We start from the raw sequence: 26,923 nt of genomic DNA, 5'->3' as shown, positions 1-26,923 counted from the left end.
CCTACGCGCGGTAGTGCAGTTCTGCCTGTCGGCGCAGGTATTCCAGCCCGGGCGCGATCGCCATGGCCCAGGCCGTCAGGATCTCATCGTCGCACTGCGGATCGCGCAGGCTCACGGTGTTCAACATCGCTTCGCGCCACAGGGCGAAAAAACGCGGGGGCAGGTGGAGACCGTCGTCACTTTGCTCCCGCGCCAGGCGCTCGAGAAAATCAGGCACGATTAACGCGCCGTCTACCGCAAGCATGGCGAAGAAACTCTTAAACAGAGTCTGCTGACCCTCGCTATCCGGCAGGCGAGAAAAATGCTGCTCCGTCTCGGGTGACATATGGACGAAGGCGTCATAGAACGTCTGAAAAAACGCCGTTTTATCATTATCCGGAAAGACGCGGTTCAGACTGGATTCAAACAGATCGCGGTAAAATTTCACGGCGTCCTCCTTACGGCATTTTCGCCCGGTAGACAGTGCCCGACGGGCGTATAGTCATCTGCCACACGGCGCGTAAAGTAGCTCTCTTTTTTAGCCCGGCGGGCGTCAAACAGGGGGCCCGCGTTGTGTTTAAAGAACAGGGCTTCCAGCACCGTGGCATTGGTGGAAAGGGTGAGCGCAGCGTTAGTATCGCCCGTGGCTTCCTGGCGGCCTTCGTACCAGCCTTTTTGCGGATCGTTAAGATGCTTTGTCACCGCCATCAGCATGTCGGTGTACGGGGTGTCCCACAGGGCCCACAGGGCAAAGACCGCTTTGGTCGATACCTGCGCGAAACGGGTGTAGTCCCGGCCATCGTCACCGACAGAGTTCCAGGCATAGCCATTTCCCCAGACCGTATCCTGGATATGCCAGGGCGCCTGAGAGAGCGAGAAATCTGCCCTGGCCGTCAGGATCTTATCAGTCTCCCAGCGGCTCTTCTGGCTCAGCCAGACGTTTTCGGCCTGCTTGCGCAGGTGCTTTTGCCGATCGGCCGCAACGCCTTCGGGCTCCCAGCCAAACTCCAGGCCCGGCAGCATATAGGGAAGGGTGGTGATCAGGGAGGGCTGCCACGTGGTGCGCGGATCCCGGGCATCAACGGCCAGACGCCGCTGGGCGATGATGACGTGGTGCGCCGGGGGCGTAAACGCTTTCTCCGGGGAAAACCCCCACAGCTGAAACGCCGTTGCGGCATATTCGCTCTCGCCCAGGCGCAGCTCCTCGCGCACCACCGGCTGGCCGTTTTGCAGGGAAGATGACCACAGTTCGCCTTCACGATCGATGACCGGGCAGAAATTCCAGCGCAGGATGATTTTATCGAGGTATTCGCTGTACTGCGGTTCCCGCTCTGCGGTGAGGCGCAGGGCGAGCATCAGACGCGCCATATCGCGCGCGGACCAGCCATTTTTAACGGGCTTGCCGCTAAAGTCGATCGGCGTCGCCGTCTGGCTTGAATAGAGTCGCCCGGGCGTCCGGGCCTCGGTCAGCATCAGGCGGTTGAGGGTGCCCATCAGCCGCGTCAGGCGAGCGTCATACTCGGCCTCCTCAATCAGCCCCAGCTCTTTGGCCGCCAGCAGGGCGATAAGCGTATCGCCCATTTGCCAGAGCGTGACGCGGGGCTGTTTGTCGCTGCCGTTGACCAGCCCGGTTTGCGGCTGGGTATTATTGACGAAATAGCGCCAGGCGATCGCCGCCCACGTCTGCTCTTCCGGCGTCAGGGCGGCAATGCGCGCGCTGGAGTGCCAGCCGCCACTGATGAGCCAGCGCCAGCCTGCGCCCTGATGGGCAAACAGCGCAAAGACGATCGCGCCTGCAAGGAGTAATCCCGCAAGCCCTCTGGCTATGGTTTTAAGCATTGCGCAGTCACCGGAGGCAGTTTAACGGGCTCGTCCACGCTGCATGACGCGCACTGACAGGCCTGGCAGGCGGGTTTGGTGCGCTGCGTGACGCCGGTCCGGTCGCACCAGCTTTTTACGGCCGGGGTGCTGGCAAGGAACGGGCGGCTGCGCAGCGCGTTGTTCTCTTCAAACTGATCGAGCAGCTTTCGATCCCACAGAGACGGGGCAAAATCCTTGCTCTTCGGGTTGTCGGTGTTGAAGGCCAGCAGTTTTCCCTCTTTTTTGAACAACAGGGCCTCCAGCATGATGCCGTTATTGTTCGCGGTGAACTCTTTGATCGGGCCGTCGCCGTTTTCATACAGCCCTTCGTAGTAGCCTTTTCCCTCTTCGTTGGCATTCTCAATGGTGTTCAGCAGGCGGTCGGTATAGGGGGAGTTCCACAGCACCCACATGCCCAGCGCCGCCTTCAGCGAAATCGCGGCAGCGTTAGGGACGAACTGGCCTTTATCGGTAATGGTGTTCCAGTTGTACCCGTCGCTGAAGACGGTGTCATAGACGAAGTAAGGGGCCTTATCGAGCTGGTGCTCGGAGCGCGCGGTCAGGACGCCGGTAATGGTATAGCGGTTCTCCTGAGCCTGATAAACGCGGTCGGCAAAGTTTTTCATCCACGTCAGGGAGTAGTCGCGCGGGGCGTTATCCCGGTCGGTCGGTTTATCAAAGCCGAACTCCAGCCCGTAGAGCAGGTAGGATTCCGTCACCACGTAGTTATGCTGCGACGTGTTGCGCGGGTCGCGCGTATCGTACGGGACTAGCACGCAGTAGATCTCGGCCAGCTCGTAAGGCTGCGGACGGCTGGCTTTGCAGGTATTAAACCCCCACAGCTGGAAACCGGCCGCGCCGTACTCTTCATAGCCCAGTCGACCTTCCTGAACGTACTTCGGCTGGCCGTTCTCCAGATAGGCCCCGTACAGCGTGCCGCAGGGGTCGATCGCGTGGCTGAAATCCCAGCCGAGCACCACGTTATCAATGCTGTTGCCGTATTCCGGGTAACGCTCCTTGATGATTTTCAGCCAGACCAGCATTCGCCCGATATCCAGCGCCGAGAAGCCAATTTCGCCGGGCTTGTTGGTGTAGTCCACCTTCTGGCCGCTGATGGTGTTATAGGCCTTGTTGGGCAGCTCGTTGCGGAACAGCACCAGGGTGTTTAACGTGGCGAGAAACTTCAGCATCCGGCGGTCAAATTCCGCTTTATCAATGATCCCCAGCTCGCGCGCCGCCGTCAGGGCGGCCAGATAAGAGGCGCTGTCCCACATGGTGGTGGAGGGATATTTGTTGACCGCATTCACCAGGCCCGTCGTGGGCTGATAGTTGGTGACGAAATACTGCCAGGCGTTTTTGGCGATGGTCATCTCTCGGGCCGTCAGCTCGCCGCTGCGCGGGGAGTAACCTGATGCAGGCAGCTCGGTGTCCGCACGCACGGTCGATAGCGCCAGCCAGCAGATCGTTATTCCCGTGAACAGGTGGAAAAGGATCGGGGATCGTGGCTTCATGGCGTTGCTCCTGCTGAGGGGGAAGTGTAGAGGCAGGCCAGACAAAGCATCTGGCCATGCGCGATGTAAGACAGACTTTCCAGCACAATGGCATTGGTATCGGCGTCCACGACGGCATTGACGCTGTTGTTGAGATTTAACCCGCGCTGCCAGCCTTTACCCGGCACCTGAAGCGGCAGAACCTGCTGGCGCAGCGCTTCGCTCCAGCTGTTGCGGAACAGGGCATACCAGGCAAACGCGGTGCGGGTGGAGGTCATCGCCACTTTCTCCGGCACCTCGTCGCGCAGGTTGCGCGCCTGTACCGGCTGCCTGTCCGGCAGATCGTTAACGTAATCCGGCGCGGGTTCGGCATAATCCGTGCTGACGGGGGGTTTTGGCGCGCGCAGGCCGTGGCGCCGCTGCTGGATCTGCATAATCCGCCACGCAATTTCAGCGCTCTGCGCATCAAAGCCCAGTTCAAGACCGGTTAACAGATAGGGGAGACTGATCAGCGAGGTTTGCTTGCCCCAGGGCGTGCGAAGCCCTTCATCGGGCACCATTACGCCATCCAGATCGATCATCTTTTGCCCTTCAGGCGGGTTGGTCACCGCGAGTCCTGCCGCGCTGTCAATCAGGCGCAGCGTATGGCTGGCATAGAGACGGTAGCCAAAAGTGTCCCGCTGTTCATCGTCGGCCAGCGTCCAGTGGTGGAGCGGCACCGCAGCCTGGCTTTGGGTGTTATTTTCAATCAGCGCCGCGGTGCGCCACACGCTCAACAAATCGCGGATGGCCGCCGCGTGCTGGGGATAGCGCCACAGCAGGGTCTGTAATGCCGTCAGCAGCCGGCTCAGACCGATTGCGGAGGCGTCAGGTTTGCCCAGGATCTTGAGCGTGTCCGCATGGTAATAGGCGGCGGGGAGACCTTTGTCATTGAGCGGCAGTTGCCCCAGCGTGAACACGGCGGTGCTGACCCTCTCGTCAAACTCATCGGCGGATATGATATTGAGCTGCTCTGCGGCAGCGGTCGCAAAGAGGTAGCTTCCCACGCTCCAGAGGCTCAGCCAGGGTTCACCGTCGCTGGCGTTCGCCAGCCCGTTTGGCTGGGTATTATTCACGTAGTATTGCCAGGCGACCCGCGCCCAGATGGCTTCGTCATAGGTCAGCGCCCGTGTTGTGGGCAGCGGCGGGAAGTCTTTACTGAGCGCGATGCCGCCGCTGCTTTCCACGCGCGTGGGCATCTGTTTCTCCACCCAGACCACAATGGCAAAGCCGATCAGGAAGCCGAGCAAAATGGTGAGGTAGCTGCGCGCGGGCAGCAGGGCATCACGTATCCTCATTGAGTGACCTCGTCCTCTTCAGCGGGCGTCCACATGGCCGCGAAAATCAGCGGCAGCATGGCGGCGATGTTCACCCCTCCCCAGAAAATATTGATGACGTAGCCGGAGGGGTCGTCCACCTGTCCACGCGCCACCTGGATACCGCCCCAGATAAGCCCCGCGAGGGTCAGCACCACGATGGCAATCTGCGGCTTCACCAGGTAGAGAAAACGGCCCGTCTGCCGCTCTTTTGGCGTGACGTGAAATTTGATCTGTTCGCCCCGCAGCACCGTATTGAGCGCGCGCAGGTTCATGGAAAAGAAGGAGAGGTAAGAGGCCCTGCCGTCCCAGGCCGAGATCCCCCAGGTGCCGAACATAAACGCCAGTTCAGAGAAGATAAAAAAGGGGAGAAAGTGGAGATAGAACGGCGTCGACCAGGCGGACACCGGCGGAATGCCGGTAAACAGATAGATAATGGGCGAAATCAAAAACACCGTGTTCCACACGCAGGCCATGTAAGACCAGAAGGTGGTGGCATACATCAGCGTCTGGGGGAGTGAAAGCCTGAAGCGGCGACGGCTGAAGATGTTGTCATGAAACAAAATATCCAGCGAACCGGCGGCGTACTTAAAGCGCTGGATCATCCAGGTGAGCATATCCTGCGGAGAGAGCATCTTCGACTCAACCCGCGGATGCATAACCGAGCGCCAGCGCCGTGCGGCGTCACCGTGCAGCAGCACCGAGGTGTAAATATCTTCCGAGACGTGGAATTTGTAGGGGGTAAGCTCGGTGTCAAACGCCACGTGCGGACGCATTGCATTCTGCAGCGCGTCCCGGGTCTCCTCATCGCGAATGTCGCGCGTATGACGATGGATCTCCTCTTCGACGGACCAGACATAGCTTCTTAGCGCGGCCTGCATGACCGCCTCGCGACGGTGAATGGACGCTGCGCCGCAGCAGAAAGCCGCGTTCGCCCAGTTGCGCCGCCGCAGGATCACGTCATAGAACATGCGCGGATCGTTAAAAAACGGGTCGCGGCCAATCGTGATCGGGCCAACACACTTTTGAATCAGCCAGCCCAGACCGTAGCCCACTTTTCCGGCTTTTCGCTGGCCCCAGCGCGACAGGTTTTCTCCTTCCGGAAGATCGAAGAACCACTGCGGCGTCTGTACCCAGGCCACGTCCGGATCGCGAAAATAGCCCAGCGTATGGCTGAGCAGGGTGGGAAATACCCGGGTGTCGGCGTCGCAGATAACAATGAAATCGCCGTCGGTTTGCTCAAGGCCGTTTCGCAGGTTGCCGGCCTTAAAGCCGATGTTGGTCTGGCGAGTGATATAGTTAACGCCTTCCTCTTCGCAAACGGCTTTCATCTCCGGGCGGCGGCCGTCATCAAGCACGTGGATGCGGTAGTCAATCGGGAACGGGTACGCCATCTTCAGGGCGTCGCGAATGGACAGCCTGACCAGCTCGGTGTCTTCGGAGTAGGTGGCAATGAACAGATCCACCTTGACGGGACGGGGCTCTACGGCCTCCTCAGGCGACAGGCATTCGTTAATTTCGCCGGGCGGCGGACTCTGAGGAGGATCCTGTTCTTTCCACAAATTGATGGTAAACAGCACGGTGCCAATCCACGCCAGGGTTTCGGCGAGGACCAGCGGAATGGCATACCATAATGCGTCAGTATTCAGGGAGGCGGTCCAGCGCCAGTAAATATAATTGGCACCCAGAATAAGCGCCGCGACCGCTAACACCTGCCAGGTGAACATGACCCAGCGCGGTGTTGTTAACGGTTCCGGAGGACGACGATGTTCAAAACGGGAAAAATAAAAATCCATAGTTCCGGCGTTCCTGATTCCGTGAAAATGCAGACCCATTCTGCTGCGCAGACAGTTGCCCAAAAGCGAAAGAAAATAGCGATTAAACAAGATTTAAGATAAGTGTAGAACGCCGAATAAAAGTGTCCAGCCACGTTTTTATTAATATTTAGCGGTGGTTAATTCAGCTTAAATTCTGCTTAATGATGTTTCATCGGCCGTCGATAAATTGCGGTTACTATTCCTTTAGGCTATCTACTTTATTTAGACCTTAATTTTCGTTTTCAGGCAAAGGACACCCTATGAGCCATGTTGCGCCGTCGGTAGCGCAAGAAGATGACGCTAAATCAACAGCATGGCGGTATGCCGTTGCAGGTGCCAGGGACCTGAGAATCGACTTTATGCGCGGCATTGCCCTCGTCATGATGGTCGTGGCGCATACGGAGGTGATGTCGGTATTTAATATATTCTCCTGGGAGCGTTTTGGGTTAACAACCGGTGCAGAAGGTTTTGTTATTCTCTCGGGGTTTATGCTTGGCATGCTGAACCGCGCGCGTCTGCAAAAAGTGGTTTTGCTCACGGTTTCCTGGGGGCTTTATCTTAGGGCATGGAAAATATATCGTGTAAATATCATTATCATAGTGTCGTTTATTCTTCTGGCCTATATCCCACATATTAACGTTTTCGAGGTCACCCATTTTACCGACCGTTTTTCGGGTGAAAGCTGGTCGCTTTATCCGGTTACGCCGCAAATAAAAGAGACCTGGTTCAACATTATCCTCTATTTGCAGATTGGCCCCCATCAGACGCAAATTCTGGGGCTGTATATCTTTTTGCTGCTACTCAGCCCGCTATTTTTGGGGATGCTACAGAAAGGAAAAGTCTGGTGGCTGCTGGGGCTGTCGCTGCTGGTGTACAGCCTGTGGCAGCGCTGGCCGCTTCGGCTGACGCCGTCGGAATTCGAATTTGCCTTCCCGCTGCTCGCCTGGCAGTTCATCTTTGTGCTGGGCATGGCCAGCGGCTGGTATAAAGCCGAACTGCTCTCTTTCGCCCGGACGCCTCCGGGGAAAGGGGTGGTAGTGGCGCTGGTCATGGTGTCGCTGGTGCTGGGATTTGTCGCCCAGAACCATACCAACCCGTTTATGCCGCCCGCGCTGCTGATGCACGTCATCCCGCCTGACAGCTTCAATTCGTTTTATCACACCTGGGCGGCGAAGAACGGGCTGGGCCCGGTGAGGGTGTTAAACGATATTGCCCTGATGGTCACCGTCTACCTGGTGCTGACGTATTGCTGGACGCCGCTCAATCGCCTGCTGGGATGGTTCCTGATCCCGCTCGGCCAGCACTCGCTTTATACCTTTATTTTGCATGTGTACGTGGTGCTGCTGGTGAGCCAGTTCATCACCTTCGACTTATGGCGACATGCCTGGATAGAGAACACGTTAGTGCATGCGGCGGCACTGGGTATTTTGTGGCTGATGGCAAAATACGACGTCGGCGCACGCTGGATACCTAACTAAGGATGGCGGTTATGCGCGAAAAATGGCTTCTGGCGGGCGTGCTGCTCGCCGCGATCCCCGCCGCAGAGGCGGCGAAAAGCAGTGAAAATGAATCCCTGCGCGATAAGAACGGTGAACCTGTTCAGGCTGGCGTCTTTACCAGCCGCTGGGGGCGCCTGTTCTCGGGTAACGACAAGAAATTCTCAGGTGCGCTGAGCTTTAGCTCGGGACTGAAAGAGCAGTGGATGAGCATTCCTAACAGTTCAGACACCGCCACGGAAAAGAAAAAGATTAACCAGACGCTGAATCTCAGCCTTCAGTATTCCCCCTACAGCTTCTGGTTTGCCAACATTACGTCCCGACTGCCGGTCAGAGACACCAGCCGCTACACCGCCGATTTTCGCTACAGCTTCGGCTACGATGACTGGCACGCCAACACCGTCAGTCTGGTTTACAGCAACTACGGCGATAACCATTTCTGGACATCGGGCAGCCGACGACACACCTATTTCGAACAGGGCGCCTTCACGCTGGCCTACAAGTTTTCGCTACCGAAACCGGTCGAAAACACGCTCCTGATTAATAAAGGGGATTCCATCATTTGCCAGGTCGGGTACAGCTGGGTGCCGCGCTACTACGACCTCAGCAGCGATGACATCCGCAAAAATAAAAACGTCATGCTCGGCGGCTGCGGCTACACCTTCAAACAACATTTCTTCGTTCGCGCGACGGCATTCTGGTTCCCGGACAGCAGCCAGCAGCAGCCCTGGAACGGCGATTACAGCTACAGCTTCGGTTATGCCGGCTATACGCCGGGTTCGTTCTCCATCCAGTACGCGAACTATGCGGGAACGCGCTATCCGGGGCACGGCAACGGGAATGCAAAATTCAGGGAAGGGACCGTGAGCCTCATCTGGTTCTTACCGCTTTAGGAGGGATGTATGTCGGCGCTGCACGTGTTAATCGTTGAAGATTCGCTGATTTATCGTCGGTTACTCTCCCGGATGCTCACCCAGTGGGGGTATATCGTGAGCGAGGCGGAAAATGGCGTCGCCGCGCTGGAAATACTGTCCAGCCAGCCGATCAGCATGGTGATAAGCGACTGGGACATGCCGGAAATGGACGGACTCACGCTCTGTCAGACCATCCGCAACCGTCAGTTTGGCCACTACGTCTATGTCATTCTGCTCACGGCACGCGAAAATGCCGGGGATTTAACGCAGGGCTTTGATGCCGGAGCCGATGATTTTTTAAGCAAGCCGGTCGAGCAGGATGAACTGCGGGCGCGTCTGCACGCCGGGGTCCGTATTTTAACGCTGGAAGCGACCCTCGCGGCGCACAACAAACGCCTGAGTGAAGCGTTGCATCAGATTGAACAGGATCTTGAACTCGCGGCGCGCGTTCAGCACTCCGTGCTGCCTTCGCACCGCTTACGCTTTGGGAACTACTTTTCCGACTGGCTTTTCTTGCCGTCTGCGTGGGTCTCAGGCGATGTGTTCAATATTTTTCCACTCGATTCTCACATTGGGTTCTATTGCGTGGATGTGTCCGGTCACGGCGTGGGGGCCGCGATGATGTCCCTCGCGGTGGCGCGTCAGTTCTTACATGGCCGGGTGGTAGACCGTTTTTTGTTTACCGATCAGGGCGGCATTCAGTCGCCTGCGGAGGTGATCGGAATCCTGAACAGCCGCTTTTGCAGTGAAGAGAGCGACATTACCAGCTATTTCACCATTATCTACGGGGTGATCGATCCCGAGAGCGGACGAGGGGTGTTGTGTCAGGCCGGGCATCCTACTCCCGTCATTGTGAACGCAGACAGCGCCGTCACGTCCGTGGGCAATGGCGGCCCGCCGGTGGGGCTGATGCCTGACCTCAGCTGGGAGGACGTCGCGTTTACCCTCAATCCGGGGGATCGTTTATGCTTATTCAGTGACGGTATTACGGAGTGTGAGAACGTCAGCGGCGAGCAGTTTGGCCCGCAGCGTCTCGAACGCTGGCTTCATGACCATGCGCGACTTCCGGTTGACCAGCTCCTGGCGCGGTTCGGTGACCACCTGACCGGCTGGCGCAACGCAAATCGTGATGAACCGACCGCCTTAACCGATGACGTTTCACTGCTCGTGATCGAGCGTCAGGGAGAACAGAATGATTATTAACACTGAACGACTACCGCATGCCAACATTCTCACGCCCGCAGTCCGGCGGCTGGATGCCTCCGTTGCCGCGACGTTTAAAGCGTCCGTGACGGAAGAAATTGGCGACGATCGCAAGGCTTTGATTGTCGACTTCAGCAAAGTGGATTTTATCGACAGCAGCGGGCTGGGAATGCTGGTGTCGTTGTTTAAGCTGATGAACGGGAAAGGCGACATGGCGCTGTGCTCCCTCAACCCTGGGATCATGAACATGTTCACCCTGACCCGCATGGACCGCATATTCCGCATCTATCCGGACAAAAGCAGCGCGCTTGCGCAGCTGGGGCAGTAGATGCAGACGCCGGTGCAGGCAGAATTTCCGGCGGTGCTCGGTTCCCTGACGCCGCTGGCCGGCTGGCTGGAAGCGCGGCTGAGCGCGCTTCCCGTAGATGACGAGTGGCGTTTCGCGCTCGATCTCGCCGTCTGTGAGGTGGCGACGAATATCATCCGCCACGCGCTGCATGAGGATGCCTCGCGCACATTCAGCGTACGCTTCGATATCCGCGACAGCGACGTCTGCATTGTTTTTACCGACGCGGGCGACGCGTTCCCGCTGGCGCGGCTTGAGGCCGCCAGGCGAGACCGTTTTTGTGAAATCTCGCCGCTGCTGGAGAGCGGCAGGGGGCTGATGCTCATTTTGCTGAGCGTCGATCGTTTCTCGGTGGAGCGAGCGGCGGGTGAAAATATTGCCACGCTTGAAAAGAAAATCAGCGTATGACCTGCGGGCCATACGCGTGCTGTTTCTATTTCGTGTTGTCAGCAAACAGCTCTGGCGCCCACGGGCGTGGGTCAACCGCCATAAACGGCGCCCGTTCGAAGCGGTCCTTCAGCGCCCACGGCACCGTGCAGTCGAAGATCGTCTTGCAGGAAATGCCGTTGCCGCGAATCGAGGTGCTGTAATCCGGCGATTGGGACGGATCCAGTTGGTGGCCGCGGATCCCAGGAATATTGGTGATGCTCACATCGCCCTGCATGCGGGTGGTCATCGCCCACAGGATGTCGTCGCTGTCGAAGATATCCACGTCTTCGTCGACCAGAATAATGTTCTTCAGCTCCGAATAGGTGGCTAAGGCGATAAGCGCCGCCTGGCCCTGACGTCCTTCGTCTGACGGCTGGCGTTTTTTCACCTGCAATATCCCGAGGAACTTGCCGCCGCCCGCGGTATGGGCATAGACGTTTTGCAGGAAGCCCGGAATAGCCTCCTCTACGGCATTGCGGATGCTGGCCTCGGTCGGCAGTCCGGCCAGCGTGGTATGTTCTTCCCCTGGTCCCACCAGCGTCTGCAGGATCGCGTGGTTTCGCATGGTCACGGCTTTCACTTTGATCACCGGCAGGGAGGGATTCGCCTCGCCGCAGTAGCCCGGGAACTCCGGCATCGCGTGGCCGGTATTGGTGTGCTGATCCTCTCTCACGCGCACGCCCGGCAGCAGTTCACCTTCGATGATGATCTCCGCCCGCGCGATGGCTTTCTCTTTGACCGCCACGCCCTGTACCAGCTCAACCGGCTGCTGGCGCAGCGCCCCGGCGACGCCCAGCTCGTTGTAGCCAAACGGCGTGGTAGGGGCCTCAAAGCACGCGCCGATGTAGATGGCGGGGTCGAGACCCATGTTGATCGTCACCGGCAGCGGTTTTCCTGCCTCCTCCGCTTTTTTGCGGAAGACTTCGATATGGCGCCCGGCGGCAAGGAACATGGAAAGCTCGTCGCGCTCCTGAACGCAGAGGCGGTGGATGGTGACATCCGTCAGCGAGCTGTCTTCCGGATCGCTTGCCAGCACCAGCCCCAGACAGAAGAACGGACCCGCATCAATCGGCGTGTTGGTTGGGGCCGGCAGCAACTTGCGAAGGTCGAAGTCAGGATCGTCAGCGTAGAAGACCTGCTCCTGGCAGGGGGCCTGCGAGGCCGGAACGACAACCGGCGCAACCGGCTTTTTCACCGCCTGGCCGACGTGTTTTGCCAGTTCAGAGGGCTCGCAGCCCAGAAGGAGCGCCGCGCGCTCGCGGCTGGCGTGCATGCCCACCAGGATGCGGGAGTGCGGATAGCCCTTCACGCTGTTGAACATCATCGCCGGGCCCGTGCGGGTCGGACGTTTGACCGTGCCGCCTGCGCCAATATGGCGGTAGACGCCTGCCAGCTCCGCGTTGGGGTCGACCGGACGATCGGTTTCAATGTACTGCCCTTCGTGGCGCTGCAGTAAGGCGATGGCGCTGCGGAGATCGTTAATCTGGTTTTCCATATTTTCCTCCCTCGGTTGAATACCTCCATTTTTATGGCAATGACCAATAGCATCAATTGCATCATTACTGTTAAATTGATAAGTAAATTCATATCAATTCAGGAGGTCGTCTCGTGCAGTTTCGCCAGATGCGCCACTTCATCGTCGTGGCCGAAGAGCTCCATATGCACCGGGCCGCCGAGCGTCTGAACATGGCGCAGCCGGCGCTGAGCCAGCAGATAAAGGCCCTGGAAGAACGCTTAGGCGTCACGCTTTTCAGCCGGGCGAACCGCCGCTTGACCCTGACGCCCGCGGGCGAAGCATTTCTCGTGAAAGCCCGGCTTGCCATCTCGCTGACCGAACAGGCGGTGCTGGACGCCAGACAAACGGCACGGGGCGAGCAGGGTGTGTTAAACCTCGGGTGCGTGTCGAGCGCGATGTTTGACGGCAGGCTGCCCGCTGCGCTGCGCCAGATGCACAGCCGCTGGCCCGCCATTACCATGTCGCTGATGACGGGAAACGTGCAGACGCTCTACGCCGCCGTGCAGAGCAACCAGCTGGATGTGGCCATCATCCGCGCGCCGCTGCCGTCGCTGCCGGACGATCTGCAAAGCCGCCCGTTCGCCTCGGAGAAAACGGTGCTGGCGCTGTATCGTCAGCATCCGCTGGCCGGGTCCGCCGCGCTGACGCTTTCGTCGGTGAAAGACGAAAAATGGATCTCCCTGCGCGACCCGGAGGGAATGGGGCTGGAGCAGTACTTCTATGACGCCTGCAGCGGGGCGGGCTTTCAGCCGGACGTGGTGCAAAACGCGACCGACGTGCCCACGGTCATCAGCCTGGTTTCGGCAGGGTTTGGGCTGGCGCTGCTTCCCGCGTCGGCAAAGGCGGTGAGCGTCGAGAACGTCGTCTACGTGGACATCCTCGACCGGCTGCGGGAGAGCGAACTCACCCTGGTTTGCCACCGGATTATACGCTCAGAAGTGCTTAAAAAGTTTCTGGTTACCCTCGATCACACCTGACGTCCGGCGGCCCGCAGGAGCTGCTCGCGCAGCCAGGCATTCGCCGGATCCTGGCTGTTTTTCGGGTGCCAGTACATGTTGATGGTAATCGGCTGGAGCGGCAGCGGCGGTGGAAAAATATCCAGCGTGCTGGCGAACCGTCGCAGCATCCGTTCCGGCAGGGTACAGACCAGGTCGGTACCGGCAACCAGCGGCGGCGCCATGGCGTAGCTCTGGGTGGACATGGCGACGTGTCGCTGATAGCCCAGCCCGGCAAGAGTTTGGTCGACAAATCCAGTAAACGGATCTCCCACTGACGACACCACCAGATGGGAAAGCGCGCAGTAGCTTTCCAGATCTAACGCACCCGTTCCGCGCGGATGGCCTTTACGCTGGGCGGTGGCAAACGCGTCGTCGAGGAGTTTGCGCCTCACCCAGCCGTCATGAGCGCCCGCGCTCACGCCGATGTAGAGATCCACATCGCCGTTCTCCAGCTGCTGCGGCAGGTCAGCCATCTCGGGCAGGGCGAAGCGCAGGCGAATACCGGGAGCATCGGTACCCACCTGGTTAAGCAGCGCGGTGCCGAGCATCAGCGCCGGGTTTTCATGCAGCGCGATGACAAATGTCCGGCTGCTGGTTTGCGCGTCAAACGCGGTGGGCGCAAACATCGCGCTGATGCCGCGCAGCACGCCTGTCACCTGCGGCCTGAGCGCTTCCGCGCGCGGCGTGGGTAACACCCCGCGTCCATGCGGGGAGGGGATAAACAGCGGTTCGCCAAACAGCGTGCGCAGACGCGCGAGACGAGCGGATAACGCGGGCTGGCTGATGCCCAGCCGCGCGGCCGCATGGGTGATGTTCCTGTCCTGAAGCAGGGCGTCCAGCGTCAGGAGCAGGTCTATGTCCATGTCAGATATCCGCGTCATCTTATTTCGCGCTGCTGGCGTCCCGGTTGGTATAGGTCACAGGGATCCAGGCATAGCCGCCTTTCTCGCCTTTCGTCACATAGCCGATGCCCGGGAAAGGCAGATGGGGCGCGGCAATGAGGTCTTTATTTTTCACAAAGTCAGCGAACGCATGCTCGCGTACGCTTGCCGCTTTGTTCTCATCTTCATCGTAGGTGATGGTCACCGCAGGCTGCGGGAACTGGACCGCCGCGGCGTGAATGATGTCGCCGACAAAGGTGATCTTCTCGCCTTTGCTTGTCAGGGTGTAGAAGGCTGAACCCGGCGTGTGTCCGGGATGAACCGTGCCGGTAAGCCCCGGAAGAATCTCCGATGTGCCGCTAAACGGCACCACTTTCCCCGCGTCAAGGTAGGGTTTTAAGGTCTTCTGCGCGACGTCGAAGTAGTTCTTGCCGTAGCCGGTTTTCTTCTGATTGTCGTCGTTAAAGAAAAAGTCGATGTCCGGTTTGCCAACGAAAACGCGCGCGTTGCTGAACACCACCTTGCCGTCTTTCACCAGGCCGCCCGCATGATCGGAGTGGGCGTGGGTCAGCAGGACTTCAGTGATGTCCTCGGGTTTTATTCCCTGCGTAGCGAGGCTCTCAACCAGACGTCCGCCGGTATCAGGACCAAAGAGCTGGCCCGAGCCGGTATCCACCAGGATTTTATGTCCGGGTATCGCAATCAGAAACGCGTTGATGGAGACCTCAGCCGGGTTGGTCTGAAAGTTTTTCGCGAGCAGCGCATCAATGTTTTGCGGCGTTGTCCGGCGCAGCAGCTTGTGCAGATCCTGCGCGACGGTCCCGTCGGTAAACGAGGTGACAAGCACGTCGCCGACCTGCACGCTGTAACCGCCCGCCGGTTGTTTAACGACGTGCTGCGGCGTTTCTGCAGAGGCCTGGAGCGCAGGGTAGAAAAGCAGTGAACTGGAAATCAGCGTGGAAAGAGCAAGTTTTTTCACGGTAAGCATACGAGTCTCCTTTGAAAGTGCTCATCTTACTGCTCCGTAAAATTATAAGAACCTGCCCAGAAATGATAGGACCTATAAACGGGATGGATAGGAAACCGAAGGGCCGGGAAGGCGCGCGATAGCTTTCCCGGCCCGTAAGACATTATTTTTTCAGCGGCGCGTTCCAGCTGTCCGGCGTGGCTTTGGACCATGAGCCATAAGCGGCATTAGGCAGCACAATCCAGTCGTTGCCGAAGTGTTCCGCGCTGGCCTCAACCAGATCACGCTGCTGTTCGCTCGGCTTTTTGTTTTTAAACTGCACGGCGAAATCCGGCAGGCTGTCGCCGAACAGCATCACGATCTGCTGCTTTTTGAGGATGCTCTGACGGCGCTCTTCCTTGCTGACCGTATCCAGCAGCACGCTTTCGTCAGATACCTGCGGCAGGCCGAGAGCGTTTAACGTCTTCAGCGTGTCGGCTTTGTTTTCCTGCATACGATCCGAGACATAGTAGATGCGGACCTTGCTTTGATTCACGTGGTCAAGAAACGCTTTCGCCCCCGGAATTAAGCCGGGTTTTCCCTGTTTCTCCCAGTCGCTCCAGGTGTCCCATTTCGTATAGTCGTGACACTGCTCCATGTCGCGCACAAGCAGAGGGGTGTTATCCAGTACCGTTTCATCCAGGTCCATTACCACGGCGTAATTTTCGGGCGTTTTCAGATCCTTTAACTTTTCGTTAAAACGCTCGGTGGCAAACCGATAGGTTTGCAGCTGAAGGGCCATAATCTCTGCCGATTTCTGCTGATAGCGCAGCGCCATTTCGTACGCTTTCGGTTCACACAGGTCGTGCTCCGCGGCCGTCGCCGCTGCCGCTGCACTCAAAACCGGTAATGCCAGCAGTAATGCCTTAGCCATTGAATTCACACTTCTTTCCTCAACACCGTGGTTAAAATCCCGAAAGCGTAATGAAATTCAGTGACAGAAATATGACCGTGATGTGGCAATGTGTTTCCGCTAGACCAGCATGTAATACCAGAACAGAGCGACCTCGTCTTTTTCCGGTAGGGCGTTGTAGTGATAACGATCGTATCCGCCCAGGGTAAATCCATAGTGACGGTAAAACAGGCAGGCAGAGACGTTCACATTTTGTGTTTCAAGCCGTAATCCCGGCGCGTTTACGCTGCGGGCCCACACGTGCGCGGCGGCCATTAATTTATGCGCGGCGCCGGTTCTGCGTTTGGTGCGCTCAACGGCAATATAATCCACTGAAATAAATTTATTCCAGCCGACTGACGCGGTAATAAATCCGGCTATTTCACCGTCGTCCGTTTCCGCGACAAGAAATATGGCGTCCGGATTAACGCAGTGATTTTCAAGCGTTTGAATGTCGAGTTCGTAGGTTTTTATCCACGGCTCTGCCACGGCTTCAATATGCAAATCACAGTGGATAAACGGCTCCCGGGCAATGTGGCTAATGGTGAAAGAAAAGTCACAGCATTCAAGGCGTGCGAAGTCGGTATTGAGTCCTTTTCGAATCTGCATAGTATTCCCGTTAGTGAGTTATTTCATAAAGAATAGACGAAGCGGTTAAATCCGCTGAGCTCACGCACTTTTAATCCTGAACTAAGCTTGTACTTCGTTCCGCGTAAAATGTGGGTCATTCGAGGACAATGAATGGAATTCAGGACATTTCAAAAGCAGTGGGGTGCTGAGTTTATTTCCGATGACGTTGTACGTTTTCGCGTCTGGGCAGAAGGACAGAAAGAACTTACGCTACGTCTTGCCGCCACCGACGTGCCGATGACGGCAACCGGCGACGGATGGTTTCAGGCGGACGTCCCCGGCGTCAGGCACGGTGCAGAATATCAGTTTGTTCTTCAGGACGGCACGGCGGTGCCCGATCCCGCCTCGCGGGCGCAAAAGGGCGACGTTAACGGCCCCTCGGTCGTGATCGATCCCCGACGTTACCAGCCGGTCAACCGCGACTGGGCAGGGCGGCCGTGGGAAGAGACGATCATTTACGAACTGCACATCGGCACGTTTACCCCGGAGGGCACCTTCCGGGCGGCGATCGACAAGCTGCCGTATCTGGCGGAGCTGGGGATTACCCAGCTTGAAGTCATGCCCGTCTCCCAGTTTGGCGGTTCCCGCGGCTGGGGGTACGACGGGGTGCTGCTGTATGCCCCGCACTCTGCGTACGGCACGCCGGAGGATTTCCACGCGTTTATCGACGCCGCGCACGGGCTGGGGCTTTCCGTGGTGCTGGATATCGTGCTCAACCACTTCGGCCCGGAGGGGAACTATCTGCCTCTGCTGTCGCCCGCGTTTTTCGATGCACAGCGGATGACGCCCTGGGGCAACGGCATCGCTTACGAGCGCGAGCCGGTGAGGCAGTACATCACCGACGCACCGCTCTACTGGCTGACGGAGTACCGTCTGGACGGCCTGCGCTTTGATGCCATCGACCAGATTAAAGACAGCTCCGGGACGCACATTCTCGAGGAGATTGCCGCAAAAATTCGCGAGGCGATCCCGCACCGGCACGTTCACCTGACCACGGAAGACAGCCGCAACGTGATTTTTCTGCATCCGCGCGATGAACAGGGCCACACGCCGCTGTTTACCGGCGAGTGGAACGATGATTTTCACAACGCTGCCCACGTGTTTGCCACCGGTGAGACGCACGCCTACTACCAGGACTTTGCCTTTGAGCCGGAGAAAAAGTTCGCCCGGGCGCTGGCGGAAGGCTTTGTCTACCAGGGCGAGATTTCTCTGCAAACCGGCGAATCCCGCGGCGTGGAGTGCCGCACGCAGCCGCCGCAGTTCTTCGTCGATTTCATCCAAAACCACGATCAGACCGGCAATCGCGCCCAGGGCGAACGGCTTATCTCCCTGGCGGGTGCCGACAAGACGCGGGTGCTGCTTGCCGCGCTGCTGCTTTCCCCCCATATCCCGCTGCTGTTTATGGGCGAGGAGTTTGGTGAAACGCATCCGTTCCTGTTCTTCACCGATTTTCACGGCGAACTGGCAAAGGCGGTGCGGGAAGGGCGCGCGAAAGAGTTTAGCGGCCATGCCGGGCACGATGAAACCGTCCCGGACCCGAACGACGTGAACACGTTTATCCGCTCAAAGCTCGACTGGAACAAAATCGCCACCGACGAGGGCAAAACGTGGCTGCGCTATACGCGCCATCTGTTGACGCTGCGCCATCGCTATATCGTTCCGCTTCTGCATCCGGGCGGCGCCGTTGAGGGCCGTGTGCTCAAGACCGCGCCCGGCATGGTGGCGGTGAGCTGGCGCTTCCCGTCAGGCACGCTTTCTCTGGCGCTGAATATTGGAACGAAGCCCGTCGACCTGCCCGCGCTCGCGGGGGAGACGCGCTTCGCCTGGCCGGAGGTCAACGACGTTTTACCCCCGAACGGTATTGTCGTTCGCTTTGCTGATGGAGAAGCATCGTTATGATCCCTTCCGCCACGTACCGTATTCAGTTCCGTAACGGCATGACCTTCGACCGCGTTGTGGCGCTGGTGCCGTATATGAAGGACCTCGGCATCAGCCACCTTTACGCGTCGCCCGTGTTCACTGCCACGACGGGGTCTACCCACGGCTATGACGTGACCAACCCGAATGAAATCGACCCCGCGATTGGCGGACGAGAAGGCTTTGACCGCATGGCCGCGGCGCTTAAGCAGGCCGGTATGGGGCTGATTCTGGATATCGTCCCTAACCATATGTCCACCTCGCTGGAAAACCTCTGGTGGCGTGACGTGATTGAATATGGCCAGCAAAGCCGCTATTTCCGCTATTTTGATATCGACGGGTCGAGGCCGCTGACGCTGCCGTTTCTTGGCGATACCTTTGAGGCGGAGCTGGAGAAGGGTGCCATCACCTTGAAACGTGACCCTGTCACGAAAAAGGCCGCCCTGGTCTACTATGACGCCGAGTATCCGCTCAACCCGGGCACGTACAGCGAGGAGAAAAGCATTGCAGAACTGCACGAGGCGCAAAGCTGGCGGCTGATGTCCTGGCGGGAGGCGCCGAAGCAGCTCTCGTGGCGGCGCTTCTTTGAGATCACCGGGCTGGTCGGCGTCCGGGTTGAAGATGATGCGGTCTTCGACGATACGCACCGGCTGATCCTTGAGCTGGTCCACGCGGGCGTGGTGGACGGCCTGCGCATTGACCATGTCGACGGTCTGGCGGATCCGCTGGGTTATTTGCAGAAGCTGCGGCAGGCCGCCGGGCCCGACTGCTACATCACGGTCGAAAAGATTCTCGCCAAAGGGGAACAGCTCCCCGCTGACTGGCCGGTATCCGGCACCACCGGCTACGAGTTTATCGCCTCGCTGGCGGAGGTGCTGGTCGATGATGATAGCCTGTCGCGCCTGGAGACAATCCACGACGAAACGCTCGGCGTGACGGTCGATCGCCACGCGGAGCTGCGCGATGCCAAAGGCCTGATGACCGATCGCAATTTCGAGGGTGAATTCACCACGCTGCTAAACCTTGCTGAGGATCTGGCCCGCCGCAATGAGGTTGCGCTGCCGCGCGAGGATATCCGCCACGCGCTGCGCGAGCTGCTTATTGCGTTTCCGGTCTACCGCACCTACGGCACTCGCGAGGGGTTAACCCCGCCGGACGTGACGCTGCTCAACCGCGTGGTTGCCAGCGTGGAGACGTCTGAAGCCGCGCTCAGCCTGCTCGTGCGCATTCTTACCGGCGACCTGCCGGACGCATGCCGCGAGAGCGCCGCGCTGTTCAGGACCCGCTTCCAGCAGCTGACCGGGCCGCTGATGGCGAAGTCCGTTGAAGACACGCTGTTCTTTCGCCACAACCTTGAGCTTGCGCTCAATGAAGTGGGGGCCGACCCGACGCCGCGCGCGTTTTCCTTATCCCGCTTCCACCAGGAGATGCGCATTCGTCTGGCCCGTCAGCCCGACGCGCTGCTGGGCACCTCCACGCACGATACCAAGCGCGGGGAAGATGCCCGGGCGCGCCTTTACACCCTGACGGAAGCCCCGGAACGCTGGGGGGAAAATCTGGCCCGCTGGCGGCAGATGAACCAGACCCAGGTGCGTTTTCTCAATGACGGTACCGCGCCGAACGCCGCCGATACGTGGATGATCTACCAGGCGCTGGCGGGCGTCTGGCCCGCCACGCTGTCACCGGACGACGCTGAAGGGCTTAAAGCACTCGAAACGCGGTTCCTCGGCTTCCTCGAAAAAGCGCTGCGCGAGGCGAAACAGCGTACCGACTGGATTGACAGCAACGAGAGCTATGAGAGCGTGGTGTTGAGCTACGCGCGGCACCTGCTTTCGCCGGACAACACCCTGTTCCTGCACGATTTCAGCGAGGCGATGCAGCCCTTTATTCGCGCCGGGCTGATGAACAGCCTCAGCCAGACGGCGATCAAGCTGACGGCGCCCGGCGTGCCGGATATCTATCAGGGCAGCGAGGCGCTTAACTTCAGCCTGGTCGACCCGGATAACCGACGCGAGCCGGACTTTCCGGCCCTGGTGCAACACCTCAGCGCGGCGGATGCCGGGGTGTTTGACAACCCGGCCTGCTGGCGGGACGGACGGGTCAAACAGTTTGTTACCGCCACGCTGCTGCGGCTTCGACCGCACTACGACGCGCTTTTCCGCTACGGCGACTGGCTGCCGCTTAAGGTCACCGGCGAGCGGGAGGAGAACCTGATTGTTTATGCGCGCGTTAAGGACGAGGAGGCGCTGATTGTCGCCGTGCCGCGTCTGGTTTTTGGCATCACGGATAATCATCAGCTGTGGGTCAATACCACGGTGGCGATACCCGACGAACTGGCCGGGAAGCGCTATCGGGATCTGTTCAGCGGTGAGAGCCGCATTCTGCAAAAGACGCTGGATTTAACGTCAGAAAAGGGATGTGTACTGGTTCTGCTTACCTGCGAATAATCGTGGAGAACGAAAATGGCAAAGGATACAACGTTTGAAATTCGGGCCGGTCATGGCCAGCAGTTGGGGGCGAATTATGACGGGAAGGGCGTTAACTTCGCGCTGTTCTCCGCGCACGCTGAACGAGTGGAGCTCTGTCTGTTTGACCCATCCGGGAAAACGGAAATCGCCCGGCTGGAGCTGCCGGAGTATACCCATGAGATCTGGCACGGCTATGTGCCTGACCTGAAGCCGGGCGCGCTGTACGGCTATCGCGTCTACGGCCCCTACGACCCGGAAAATGGTCATCGCTTTAACCCGCATAAGCTGCTCATCGACCCTTACGCTCGCGAACTGGTGGGTGACATCGACTGGAACGACGCCCATTTCGGCTATGCGCTGGGGCATGACGAGCTGGATTTGAGCTTTGATACCCGCGACAGCGCGCCGTTTACGCCGAAATGCAGGGTTATCGACCCGAACGCCTTTGACTGGCAGGACAACAACCGGCCGAACGTCCCCTGGCCGCATACCGTTGTCTATGAGAGCCACGTGAAGGGGTTTACCCAGATGAACCCGGCCATACCGCCCGAGCTGCGCGGCACGTTTGAGGGGATGGGGCACAAAGCCTCGGTCGACTATATCAAAAGCCTGGGCATTACCTCGGTGGAGCTGCTGCCGGTTCACTGGTTCCCGGACGACCAGCACCTGCTCGACCGCGGCCTGAAGAACTTCTGGGGCTATAACACGCTGGGCTTTTTTGCTCCGGCGTCGCGCTACTACGGCCCGGCAGGGATCCAGGGCTTTCGCGATATGGTGCGCGCCTATCATGACGCGGGCATCGAGGTCATTCTGGACGTGGTGTACAACCACACGGCGGAAGGGAACGAGCTTGGCCCGACGCTCTCGTTTAAGGGGATTGACAACTACAGCTATTACCGCACGCTGCCCGACCAGCACCGGTACTACATAAACGACACCGGGACGGGAAACACGGTCAACACCTCGCACCCGCGCGTGTTGCAGATGGTGATGGATTCCCTGCGCTACTGGGCGGAATCAATGCACATAGACGGTTTTCGTTTCGACCTCGGGACGATCCTGGGCCGCGAGCCCGAAGGGTTTGACCCGCGCGGCGGTTTCTTCGACGCCATGACCCAGGATCCGGTCTTATCCCGACAGAAGCTGATTGGTGAACCCTGGGATATCGGCCCCGGCGGCTATCAGGTGGGCGGATTCCCGCCGGGCTGGGGGGAGTGGAACGACAAATACCGCGACACCGTTCGCGAGTACTGGAAGGGGGACAACGTCTCCACGGACTTTGCCGCGCGGCTTCTCGGCTCCGGCGATCTGTACGATCTGCGTGGGCGTCGCCCGTGGGCCAGCGTCAACTTTATCACCGCCCACGACGGCTTTACGCTGAATGACCTGGTGTCGTACAACGAGAAGCACAACGCCGACAACGGCGAGGACAATAACGACGGGCATAACGATAACCGCTCGTACAACTACGGCGAGGAAGGGCCAACCGAGAACCCGGATATTATTGCTACCCGCGAACGGCAGAAGCGTAATTTCCTGACCACGCTGCTGTTCTCCCACGGCACGCCGATGCTGCTGGCGGGGGACGAGTTTGGCCGCACGCAGAAGGGGAACAACAACGGCTACTGCCAGGACAGTGAGATCTCGTGGATCGACTGGAAGGGGCTCTCCGAAAACGACGCCGCGCTGCGCGAGTTTACCCGTCGTCTCATTGCCCTTCGCGCGCAACAGCCGCTGCTGCGCCGTGAAAGCTGGCGTGACGGGCTGGAGATCCGCTGGTTCAATGCCGGAGGCGGTCCGCAGCAGGCCGAGCAGTGGGATGAAGGCTCAACGCTCGGGGTCTCCATCAGCAGGCCGGATCTTCAGCAGGAGGACGGCATCTGGCACGACGTGCTGATGCTGTTCAATCCGTTTGAAGGCACCGTGCCGTTCCAGATCCCGCAGTTTGGCGAAGGGGGATGGGTGCTGGAGCTGTCTACGGCGGATGATGCCGCCACCGGGACAGCGATCACCGAAACCGTTGAGTACGCGCTTGCCGGACGGAGCATTACGCTGTTCCGCCGTCCTTAGTTACAGTGACGCCGCCGCCCGTGCGGCGGTGTCATACAGGGAGGAGATCGTGCGTAACAGCTGCGCGGTCTCGCCAATCGACTTCCCGGCAATGCCGCTCTCCGCGTGGATCGCAATCAGACACGCCTCCCGCACGTCCCGGTATTTCATGCACAGCGCTTTCCCTTCCTCCGTTGTAGAGAAAAAGAGCTCTTTTCCCGCTTTCTCGCTCGTCACGTAGCCCGCTTTGACCAGCTTTTTCAGCGCATAGGTCACCACGTGGGTGTCTTCCACGTTGAGGACGAAGCAGATATCGGCCAGCTTTTTTTTGCGGTCTCGGTGGTTGACGTGATGCAGCAGCGAAACGTCAAAGGCGCCCATATCGGGCTCGCCGGCAGCCGTCATGCAGCGCACCATCCATTTGTTAAAGGCGTTGCCGGTCATGATCAGCGCATATTCCAGCTCTGATAACTCCGCGCAGCGCTCGGATACCAGATGGCGGGAAGAGACGATCCGGCCCTCGTTGATATCGTCGCGATCGGGTGAAGCACTCTTTTCTGAGGTCATAACGTTCCTTAGCCAGAAATGTAAACTCATCGATAAAATAAGAACATTTTATTGATAATTTGTTTACATGTTTTTGAGGTTCAGATATAGCTTTTTAGCGCAGGTTTTGCGAAGCCTGCCAACAAAACACAACATCGCTCGCCGCAAATTAAAAAAATAGCCGTCGGCGCGCAACGCTCACTTTCGATAGGGTAAACGTTATGGACGGTACTACGCTGCTGCCGCTGATCGGGATACCGATCGTGGTTATTGGTTTTGCACTGCGCTTCAACCCGCTGCTGGTGGTCGTGGTGGCGGGGCTGGCGACGGGTCTGCTGGTCGGGATGGATTTCGGGATGCTGCTGGAGACCTTTGGCGAGAAGTTCGTCAATAGCCGATCGCTGGCCACCTTTATCCTGATCCTGCCCGTGATTGGTCTGCTGGAATATTACGGGCTTAAGGAGCGCGCCCAGGCCTGGGTGGCGAAGATCGCCAGCGCCACCTCGGCGCGTATTCTGATGCTTTACTTTGTCGCCCGTGAAGGCACCGCCGCGCTGGGACTGATGTCGCTGGGCGGCCATGCCCAGACGGTGCGCCCGCTGCTGGCACCGATGGCCGAAGGGGCGGCGCTGAACGAATACGGCGAACTGCCGCAGCATATTCGCGACAAAATCAAAGCCCACGCCGCCGCGTGCGACAACATCGCGGTCTTCTTTGGGGAAGATATCTTTATTGCCTTCGGGGCGGTGCTGCTGATCGACGCGTTCCTGAAAGAGAACGGTATTCCGGGCATTGAACCGCTGCATATCGGCCTGTGGGCCATTCCCACCGCCATTGCGGCATTAATTATTCATATGACGCGCCTGCTGCGCCTCGATGCGAGCATCCGTCGCGACGTGATGGCCTGGCGGGCAGAGCAGGGTACGCAGGAGGCCGCGCAATGATGACGCTTATCACCATTAACCGCGTGTACTACCTGATCGGCTTTGTCGTAATGCTGCTGGTTGTCATGACCCTGCGCGATCGCGCCAACCCGAAGCGCTTTACCACCGCGCTGTTCTGGTTCTTGTTTGGCGGGATCTTCCTGTTCGGCGATCTGATGGTTCAGGAGCTGGGGAAATCGCTGGCGTACCGGATTATCGGCGGCGGCGTTATCGTTATCGCGCTGCTGGCGGGGTTTGGCCTCGTCGGGAAAGGGCACTATAAAATGTCCACCGAGGAGGAGCGCGTCGCATCGTCAAATCGGCTTAAAAACTGGCTGTTCCTGCCGGCGCTGATGATCCCGGTGGTGACGGTGCTGGGCACGTTATTCCTGAAGGGCGTTTCGGTCGGCGGCGTGTTTCTGCTCGATCAGAAACAGCTCACCCTGGCGGCGCTGTGCGTGGCCTGCGTCGCGGCGATCCTCACCGGCTGGTGGCTGACCAAAGGCACGCCGCTCCATGCCGTTCGTCAGTCCCGTCGTCTTGTCGATACCATCGGCTGGGCGGTGATCCTGCCGCAGATGCTGGCCATGCTCGGCGGCGTGTTCGTGGTGGCCAACACGGGTGACTCGGTGCAGAAGGTGGTGAGCCTGTTTGTGAACCCGGATAACCGCTTCATGCTGGTGGTGATTTACTGCGTGGGGATGGCGCTGTTTACCATGATTATGGGGAATGCGTTTGCGGCCTTCCCGGTGCTTAGCGCGGGGATCGCCTTGCCGTTTCTGATCAACGTGCATCACGGCAACCCGGCGCCGCTGCTGGCAATTGGCATGTACGCAGGCTACTGCGGCACGCTGATGACGCCGATGGCCGCGAACTTCAATATCGTTCCCGCCGCGCTGCTGGAGCTGAAAGACAAATATCAGGTGATCAAGATCCAGATCCCGACCGCGTTAACCCTGCTGGTGGTGAACGTGTTCTTAATGTACTTCCTCGTGTTTCGCTAAGGAGCTGTCATGGAATTAACGCAACATCAGGCCGACGCGTTTGCCCGCATGCCTTTGACCTATTTGCGCCAGGAATACCCGAACCACATCATGCACCTGCTGAATGATGATGGTGACGTGCTGCCGCCGCGCGAGCTGCATCCCATTTTCTACGGCTGTTTTGACTGGCACTCGGCGGTGCACGGCTACTGGCTGCTGCTGCGCTGCGTGCGCCTCTATCCAGAATTACCGTGCCGGGACGCGATCGTCGCGCTTTTTGACGAGCACCTGACCGAAGAGAACGTGGCGAAGGAGCTGGCCTATTTTACCGCGCCGTTCCGCGCCTCGTTTGAGCGGCCGTATGGCTACGGCTGGCTGCTGGCGCTGGCCCAGGAGCTGAAACAGTCGTCGCTGCCGCAGGCCGCAGGCTGGTACCAGACGCTGGAGCCGTTAACCCAGGACATTCGCAACCGGCTGGTGGATTACCTCGGCAAGCTCACCTATCCGATCCGCGTCGGGACGCACTACAACACCGCGTTTTCCCTCGCGCTGGCGCTGGATTATGGTCGCGCAGTGGGCGACAAGGCGCTTGAGCAGGCAATTCTGGCGGCGGCTGAGCGGTTTTATCTCGCCGACACGCGCTATCCGGCTCATTATGAGCCCGGCGGAGACGAGTATATTTCCGGCGCGCTGACGGAGGCGCTGCTGATGAGCAAGGTGTCGGAAGACTTCCCGGCCTGGTTTGACGCGTTTCTGCCGGAGGTGGGCGCCGTTACGGCACTGATGAACCCGGCGGAAGTGAGCGATCGTACCGACCCGAAAATTGCCCATCTGGACGGGTTAAACCTTAGCCGCGCGTGGTGTATGAAGCACATAGCTAAAGCGCTTCCTGCCAGCCACCCGGCGCAACCGGCATTGCGCGAGGCGGTGACGAAACATCTGGCCGCCAGCGTCGGGCATGTTGTTGGCAGCCACTACAGCGGCGGGCACTGGCTGGCGAGCTTTGCGCTGCTGGCGCTGGAGTAAACAAACGCGCCGTCTTTCTTGCCGGGTGGCGCTGCGCTTACCCGGCCTACATTGTGCAACGCTTGCCTGGAGGCCGCGCAGGGCGCAGCCTACATTTCTTTGATTTTTAATGCGATTAATACCTTAGTCGGATATTTTTCCGTCATTTCTCTGGAAACAGATATCTTTTTTACCATCGCAAAAGTGTACGATACGCGGC

General features: G+C 58.9%; 23 protein-coding genes. 12 read left to right on the top strand and 11 right to left on the bottom strand.

The features are described from left to right. Window position 1: 1 nt before the first annotated feature. The 5 genes from C6A40_RS13285 to C6A40_RS13265 are packed head-to-tail and all read right to left on the bottom strand — an operon-like array spanning window position 2 to window position 6,480. Window positions 2-427 (bottom strand): globin, encoded by a 426-nt coding sequence (locus C6A40_RS13285; protein WP_008501676.1) that lies wholly within the window; start codon window positions 425-427, stop codon window positions 2-4. After that, window positions 424-1,818 carry a DUF3131 domain-containing protein gene (locus tag C6A40_RS13280; protein ID WP_058657393.1) on the bottom strand — a complete coding sequence of 465 codons (1,395 nt, stop codon included), beginning with the start codon at window positions 1,816-1,818 and terminating at the stop codon, window positions 424-426. Before C6A40_RS13280 ends, C6A40_RS13285 begins: the two co-directional genes overlap by 4 nt. Then, window positions 1,803-3,350 carry a DUF3131 domain-containing protein gene (locus C6A40_RS13275; protein ID WP_045333764.1) on the bottom strand — a complete coding sequence of 516 codons (1,548 nt, stop codon included), beginning with the start codon at window positions 3,348-3,350 and terminating at the stop codon, window positions 1,803-1,805. The genes C6A40_RS13280 and C6A40_RS13275 overlap by 16 nt, the downstream gene beginning before the upstream one ends. After that, complete coding sequence (locus C6A40_RS13270) at window positions 3,347-4,666, bottom strand: DUF3131 domain-containing protein (RefSeq protein WP_023292377.1); 1,320 nt, start codon at window positions 4,664-4,666, stop codon at window positions 3,347-3,349. Before C6A40_RS13270 ends, C6A40_RS13275 begins: the two co-directional genes overlap by 4 nt. Beyond that, window positions 4,663-6,480 (bottom strand): glycosyltransferase family 2 protein, encoded by a 1,818-nt coding sequence (locus tag C6A40_RS13265; RefSeq protein WP_021240158.1) that lies wholly within the window; start codon window positions 6,478-6,480, stop codon window positions 4,663-4,665. The genes C6A40_RS13270 and C6A40_RS13265 overlap by 4 nt, the downstream gene beginning before the upstream one ends. Before the next feature lie 281 nt (window positions 6,481-6,761). On the opposite strand from C6A40_RS13265, the gene opgC reads away from it, so the two are divergent. Genes opgC through C6A40_RS13240 form a run of 5 tightly spaced genes read left to right on the top strand, consistent with a single transcriptional unit; the run spans window position 6,762 to window position 10,868 of the window. Beyond that, window positions 6,762-7,979 carry an OpgC domain-containing protein gene (gene opgC / locus C6A40_RS13260; protein WP_023327506.1) on the top strand — a complete coding sequence of 406 codons (1,218 nt, stop codon included), beginning with the start codon at window positions 6,762-6,764 and terminating at the stop codon, window positions 7,977-7,979. Window positions 7,980-7,990: 11 nt separating this feature from the next. Further along, window positions 7,991-8,890 (top strand): hypothetical protein, encoded by a 900-nt coding sequence (locus tag C6A40_RS13255; RefSeq protein WP_008501670.1) that lies wholly within the window; start codon window positions 7,991-7,993, stop codon window positions 8,888-8,890. 9 nt (window positions 8,891-8,899) lie between these two features. Then, a complete protein-coding gene (locus C6A40_RS13250; protein ID WP_023327505.1) occupies window positions 8,900-10,114 on the top strand; it encodes a PP2C family protein-serine/threonine phosphatase in 1,215 nt (404 codons plus the stop codon). Further along, window positions 10,104-10,442: an STAS domain-containing protein gene (locus C6A40_RS13245; RefSeq protein WP_023292380.1), complete on the top strand. Its 339-nt coding sequence runs from the start codon at window positions 10,104-10,106 to the stop codon at window positions 10,440-10,442. Before C6A40_RS13250 ends, C6A40_RS13245 begins: the two co-directional genes overlap by 11 nt. Continuing rightward, complete coding sequence (locus tag C6A40_RS13240; protein WP_021240154.1) at window positions 10,443-10,868, top strand: ATP-binding protein; 426 nt, start codon at window positions 10,443-10,445, stop codon at window positions 10,866-10,868. Window positions 10,869-10,893: 25 nt separating this feature from the next. Here C6A40_RS13240 and C6A40_RS13235 read toward each other — a convergent pair whose 3' ends face one another. Beyond that, on the bottom strand, window positions 10,894-12,384 hold the full coding sequence (locus C6A40_RS13235; protein WP_045333762.1) for a UbiD family decarboxylase: 1,491 nt from the start codon (window positions 12,382-12,384) through the stop codon (window positions 10,894-10,896). Window positions 12,385-12,497: 113 nt separating this feature from the next. Here C6A40_RS13235 and C6A40_RS13230 point away from each other — a divergent pair, with 113 nt between their 5' ends. Then, on the top strand, window positions 12,498-13,382 hold the full coding sequence (locus C6A40_RS13230; RefSeq protein ID WP_008501665.1) for a LysR substrate-binding domain-containing protein: 885 nt from the start codon (window positions 12,498-12,500) through the stop codon (window positions 13,380-13,382). Here C6A40_RS13230 and C6A40_RS13225 read toward each other — a convergent pair. The 4 genes from C6A40_RS13225 to C6A40_RS13210 all read right to left on the bottom strand — a co-directional run bounded on the left by C6A40_RS13225 (window position 13,373) and on the right by C6A40_RS13210 (window position 16,791). Continuing rightward, window positions 13,373-14,284, bottom strand: a complete 912-nt coding sequence (locus C6A40_RS13225; protein ID WP_045333761.1) for a LysR family transcriptional regulator — start codon at window positions 14,282-14,284, stop codon at window positions 13,373-13,375. The genes C6A40_RS13230 and C6A40_RS13225 overlap by 10 nt on opposite strands. 1 nt (window position 14,285) lies before the next feature. Next, complete coding sequence (locus tag C6A40_RS13220; protein ID WP_058657391.1) at window positions 14,286-15,272, bottom strand: MBL fold metallo-hydrolase; 987 nt, start codon at window positions 15,270-15,272, stop codon at window positions 14,286-14,288. A gap of 142 nt (window positions 15,273-15,414) precedes the next feature. Next, window positions 15,415-16,164, bottom strand: coding sequence for a 5'-nucleotidase, lipoprotein e(P4) family (locus C6A40_RS13215; RefSeq protein ID WP_205735878.1), 750 nt, complete (start codon window positions 16,162-16,164; stop codon window positions 15,415-15,417). A gap of 99 nt (window positions 16,165-16,263) precedes the next feature. Further along, on the bottom strand, window positions 16,264-16,791 hold the full coding sequence (locus tag C6A40_RS13210) for a GNAT family N-acetyltransferase (RefSeq protein WP_045333757.1): 528 nt from the start codon (window positions 16,789-16,791) through the stop codon (window positions 16,264-16,266). Window positions 16,792-16,923: 132 nt separating this feature from the next. Here C6A40_RS13210 and treZ point away from each other — a divergent pair, with 132 nt between their 5' ends. Genes treZ through glgX form a run of 3 tightly spaced genes read left to right on the top strand, consistent with a single transcriptional unit; the run spans window position 16,924 to window position 23,267 of the window. Next, a complete protein-coding gene (gene treZ / locus C6A40_RS13205; protein ID WP_045333755.1) occupies window positions 16,924-18,711 on the top strand; it encodes a malto-oligosyltrehalose trehalohydrolase in 1,788 nt (595 codons plus the stop codon). Then, on the top strand, window positions 18,708-21,176 hold the full coding sequence (gene treY, locus C6A40_RS13200; protein ID WP_045333753.1) for a malto-oligosyltrehalose synthase: 2,469 nt from the start codon (window positions 18,708-18,710) through the stop codon (window positions 21,174-21,176). Before treZ ends, treY begins: the two co-directional genes overlap by 4 nt. Window positions 21,177-21,191: 15 nt before the next feature. Then, window positions 21,192-23,267 carry a glycogen debranching protein GlgX gene (gene glgX, locus C6A40_RS13195; RefSeq protein ID WP_045333752.1) on the top strand — a complete coding sequence of 692 codons (2,076 nt, stop codon included), beginning with the start codon at window positions 21,192-21,194 and terminating at the stop codon, window positions 23,265-23,267. Here the strand turns inward: glgX and C6A40_RS13190 are convergent, their stop codons facing one another. Further along, on the bottom strand, window positions 23,268-23,813 hold the full coding sequence (locus C6A40_RS13190; protein WP_021240146.1) for a winged helix DNA-binding protein: 546 nt from the start codon (window positions 23,811-23,813) through the stop codon (window positions 23,268-23,270). A gap of 200 nt (window positions 23,814-24,013) precedes the next feature. Here C6A40_RS13190 and C6A40_RS13185 point away from each other — a divergent pair, with 200 nt between their 5' ends. From C6A40_RS13185 to C6A40_RS13175, 3 genes are read left to right on the top strand one after another with little or no spacing between them, the layout of a single operon-like run. Further along, the gene (locus C6A40_RS13185) at window positions 24,014-24,736 is read left to right on the top strand and encodes a DUF969 domain-containing protein (RefSeq protein WP_021240145.1); all 723 of its coding nucleotides are present in this window, start codon (window positions 24,014-24,016) and stop codon (window positions 24,734-24,736) included. Continuing rightward, window positions 24,733-25,719, top strand: a complete 987-nt coding sequence (locus C6A40_RS13180) for a DUF979 domain-containing protein (protein ID WP_021240144.1) — start codon at window positions 24,733-24,735, stop codon at window positions 25,717-25,719. The genes C6A40_RS13185 and C6A40_RS13180 overlap by 4 nt, the downstream gene beginning before the upstream one ends. 9 nt (window positions 25,720-25,728) lie before the next feature. Beyond that, window positions 25,729-26,724, top strand: a complete 996-nt coding sequence (locus C6A40_RS13175; protein ID WP_045333751.1) for a DUF2891 domain-containing protein — start codon at window positions 25,729-25,731, stop codon at window positions 26,722-26,724. Window positions 26,725-26,923 lie beyond the last annotated feature (199 nt).

The organism is Enterobacter sp. GER_MD16_1505_Eko_090 (assembly GCF_003331015.1).
GTDB lineage: Bacteria > Pseudomonadota > Gammaproteobacteria > Enterobacterales > Enterobacteriaceae > Enterobacter > Enterobacter roggenkampii.
Note: the sequence above shows the minus strand (reverse complement) of the source record. Positions and strands in the feature narration are given on the sequence as shown.

Bases quoted from the DNA above. Each gene is read 5' to 3' on its own strand.
- C6A40_RS13235 (WP_045333762.1), bottom strand. From the start codon at position 12,384: ATGGAAAACCAGATTAACGATCTCCGCAGCGCCATCGCCTTACTGCAG.
- glgX (WP_045333752.1), top strand. From the start codon at position 21,192: ATGGCAAAGGATACAACGTTTGAAATTCGGGCCGGTCATGGCCAGCAG.
- C6A40_RS13270 (WP_023292377.1), bottom strand. From the start codon at position 4,666: ATGAGGATACGTGATGCCCTGCTGCCCGCGCGCAGCTACCTCACCATT.
- treZ (WP_045333755.1), top strand. From the start codon at position 16,924: ATGGAATTCAGGACATTTCAAAAGCAGTGGGGTGCTGAGTTTATTTCC.
- C6A40_RS13255 (WP_008501670.1), top strand. From the start codon at position 7,991: ATGCGCGAAAAATGGCTTCTGGCGGGCGTGCTGCTCGCCGCGATCCCC.
- C6A40_RS13210 (WP_045333757.1), bottom strand. From the start codon at position 16,791: ATGCAGATTCGAAAAGGACTCAATACCGACTTCGCACGCCTTGAATGC.
- C6A40_RS13175 (WP_045333751.1), top strand. From the start codon at position 25,729: ATGGAATTAACGCAACATCAGGCCGACGCGTTTGCCCGCATGCCTTTG.
- C6A40_RS13185 (WP_021240145.1), top strand. From the start codon at position 24,014: ATGGACGGTACTACGCTGCTGCCGCTGATCGGGATACCGATCGTGGTT.
- C6A40_RS13265 (WP_021240158.1), bottom strand. From the start codon at position 6,480: ATGGATTTTTATTTTTCCCGTTTTGAACATCGTCGTCCTCCGGAACCG.
- C6A40_RS13250 (WP_023327505.1), top strand. From the start codon at position 8,900: ATGTCGGCGCTGCACGTGTTAATCGTTGAAGATTCGCTGATTTATCGT.
- C6A40_RS13215 (WP_205735878.1), bottom strand. From the start codon at position 16,164: ATGGCTAAGGCATTACTGCTGGCATTACCGGTTTTGAGTGCAGCGGCA.
- C6A40_RS13275 (WP_045333764.1), bottom strand. From the start codon at position 3,350: ATGAAGCCACGATCCCCGATCCTTTTCCACCTGTTCACGGGAATAACG.
- C6A40_RS13240 (WP_021240154.1), top strand. From the start codon at position 10,443: ATGCAGACGCCGGTGCAGGCAGAATTTCCGGCGGTGCTCGGTTCCCTG.
- C6A40_RS13180 (WP_021240144.1), top strand. From the start codon at position 24,733: ATGATGACGCTTATCACCATTAACCGCGTGTACTACCTGATCGGCTTT.
- C6A40_RS13225 (WP_045333761.1), bottom strand. From the start codon at position 14,284: ATGACGCGGATATCTGACATGGACATAGACCTGCTCCTGACGCTGGAC.
- C6A40_RS13220 (WP_058657391.1), bottom strand. From the start codon at position 15,272: ATGCTTACCGTGAAAAAACTTGCTCTTTCCACGCTGATTTCCAGTTCA.
- C6A40_RS13190 (WP_021240146.1), bottom strand. From the start codon at position 23,813: ATGACCTCAGAAAAGAGTGCTTCACCCGATCGCGACGATATCAACGAG.
- opgC (WP_023327506.1), top strand. From the start codon at position 6,762: ATGAGCCATGTTGCGCCGTCGGTAGCGCAAGAAGATGACGCTAAATCA.
- C6A40_RS13280 (WP_058657393.1), bottom strand. From the start codon at position 1,818: ATGCTTAAAACCATAGCCAGAGGGCTTGCGGGATTACTCCTTGCAGGC.
- treY (WP_045333753.1), top strand. From the start codon at position 18,708: ATGATCCCTTCCGCCACGTACCGTATTCAGTTCCGTAACGGCATGACC.
- C6A40_RS13245 (WP_023292380.1), top strand. From the start codon at position 10,104: ATGATTATTAACACTGAACGACTACCGCATGCCAACATTCTCACGCCC.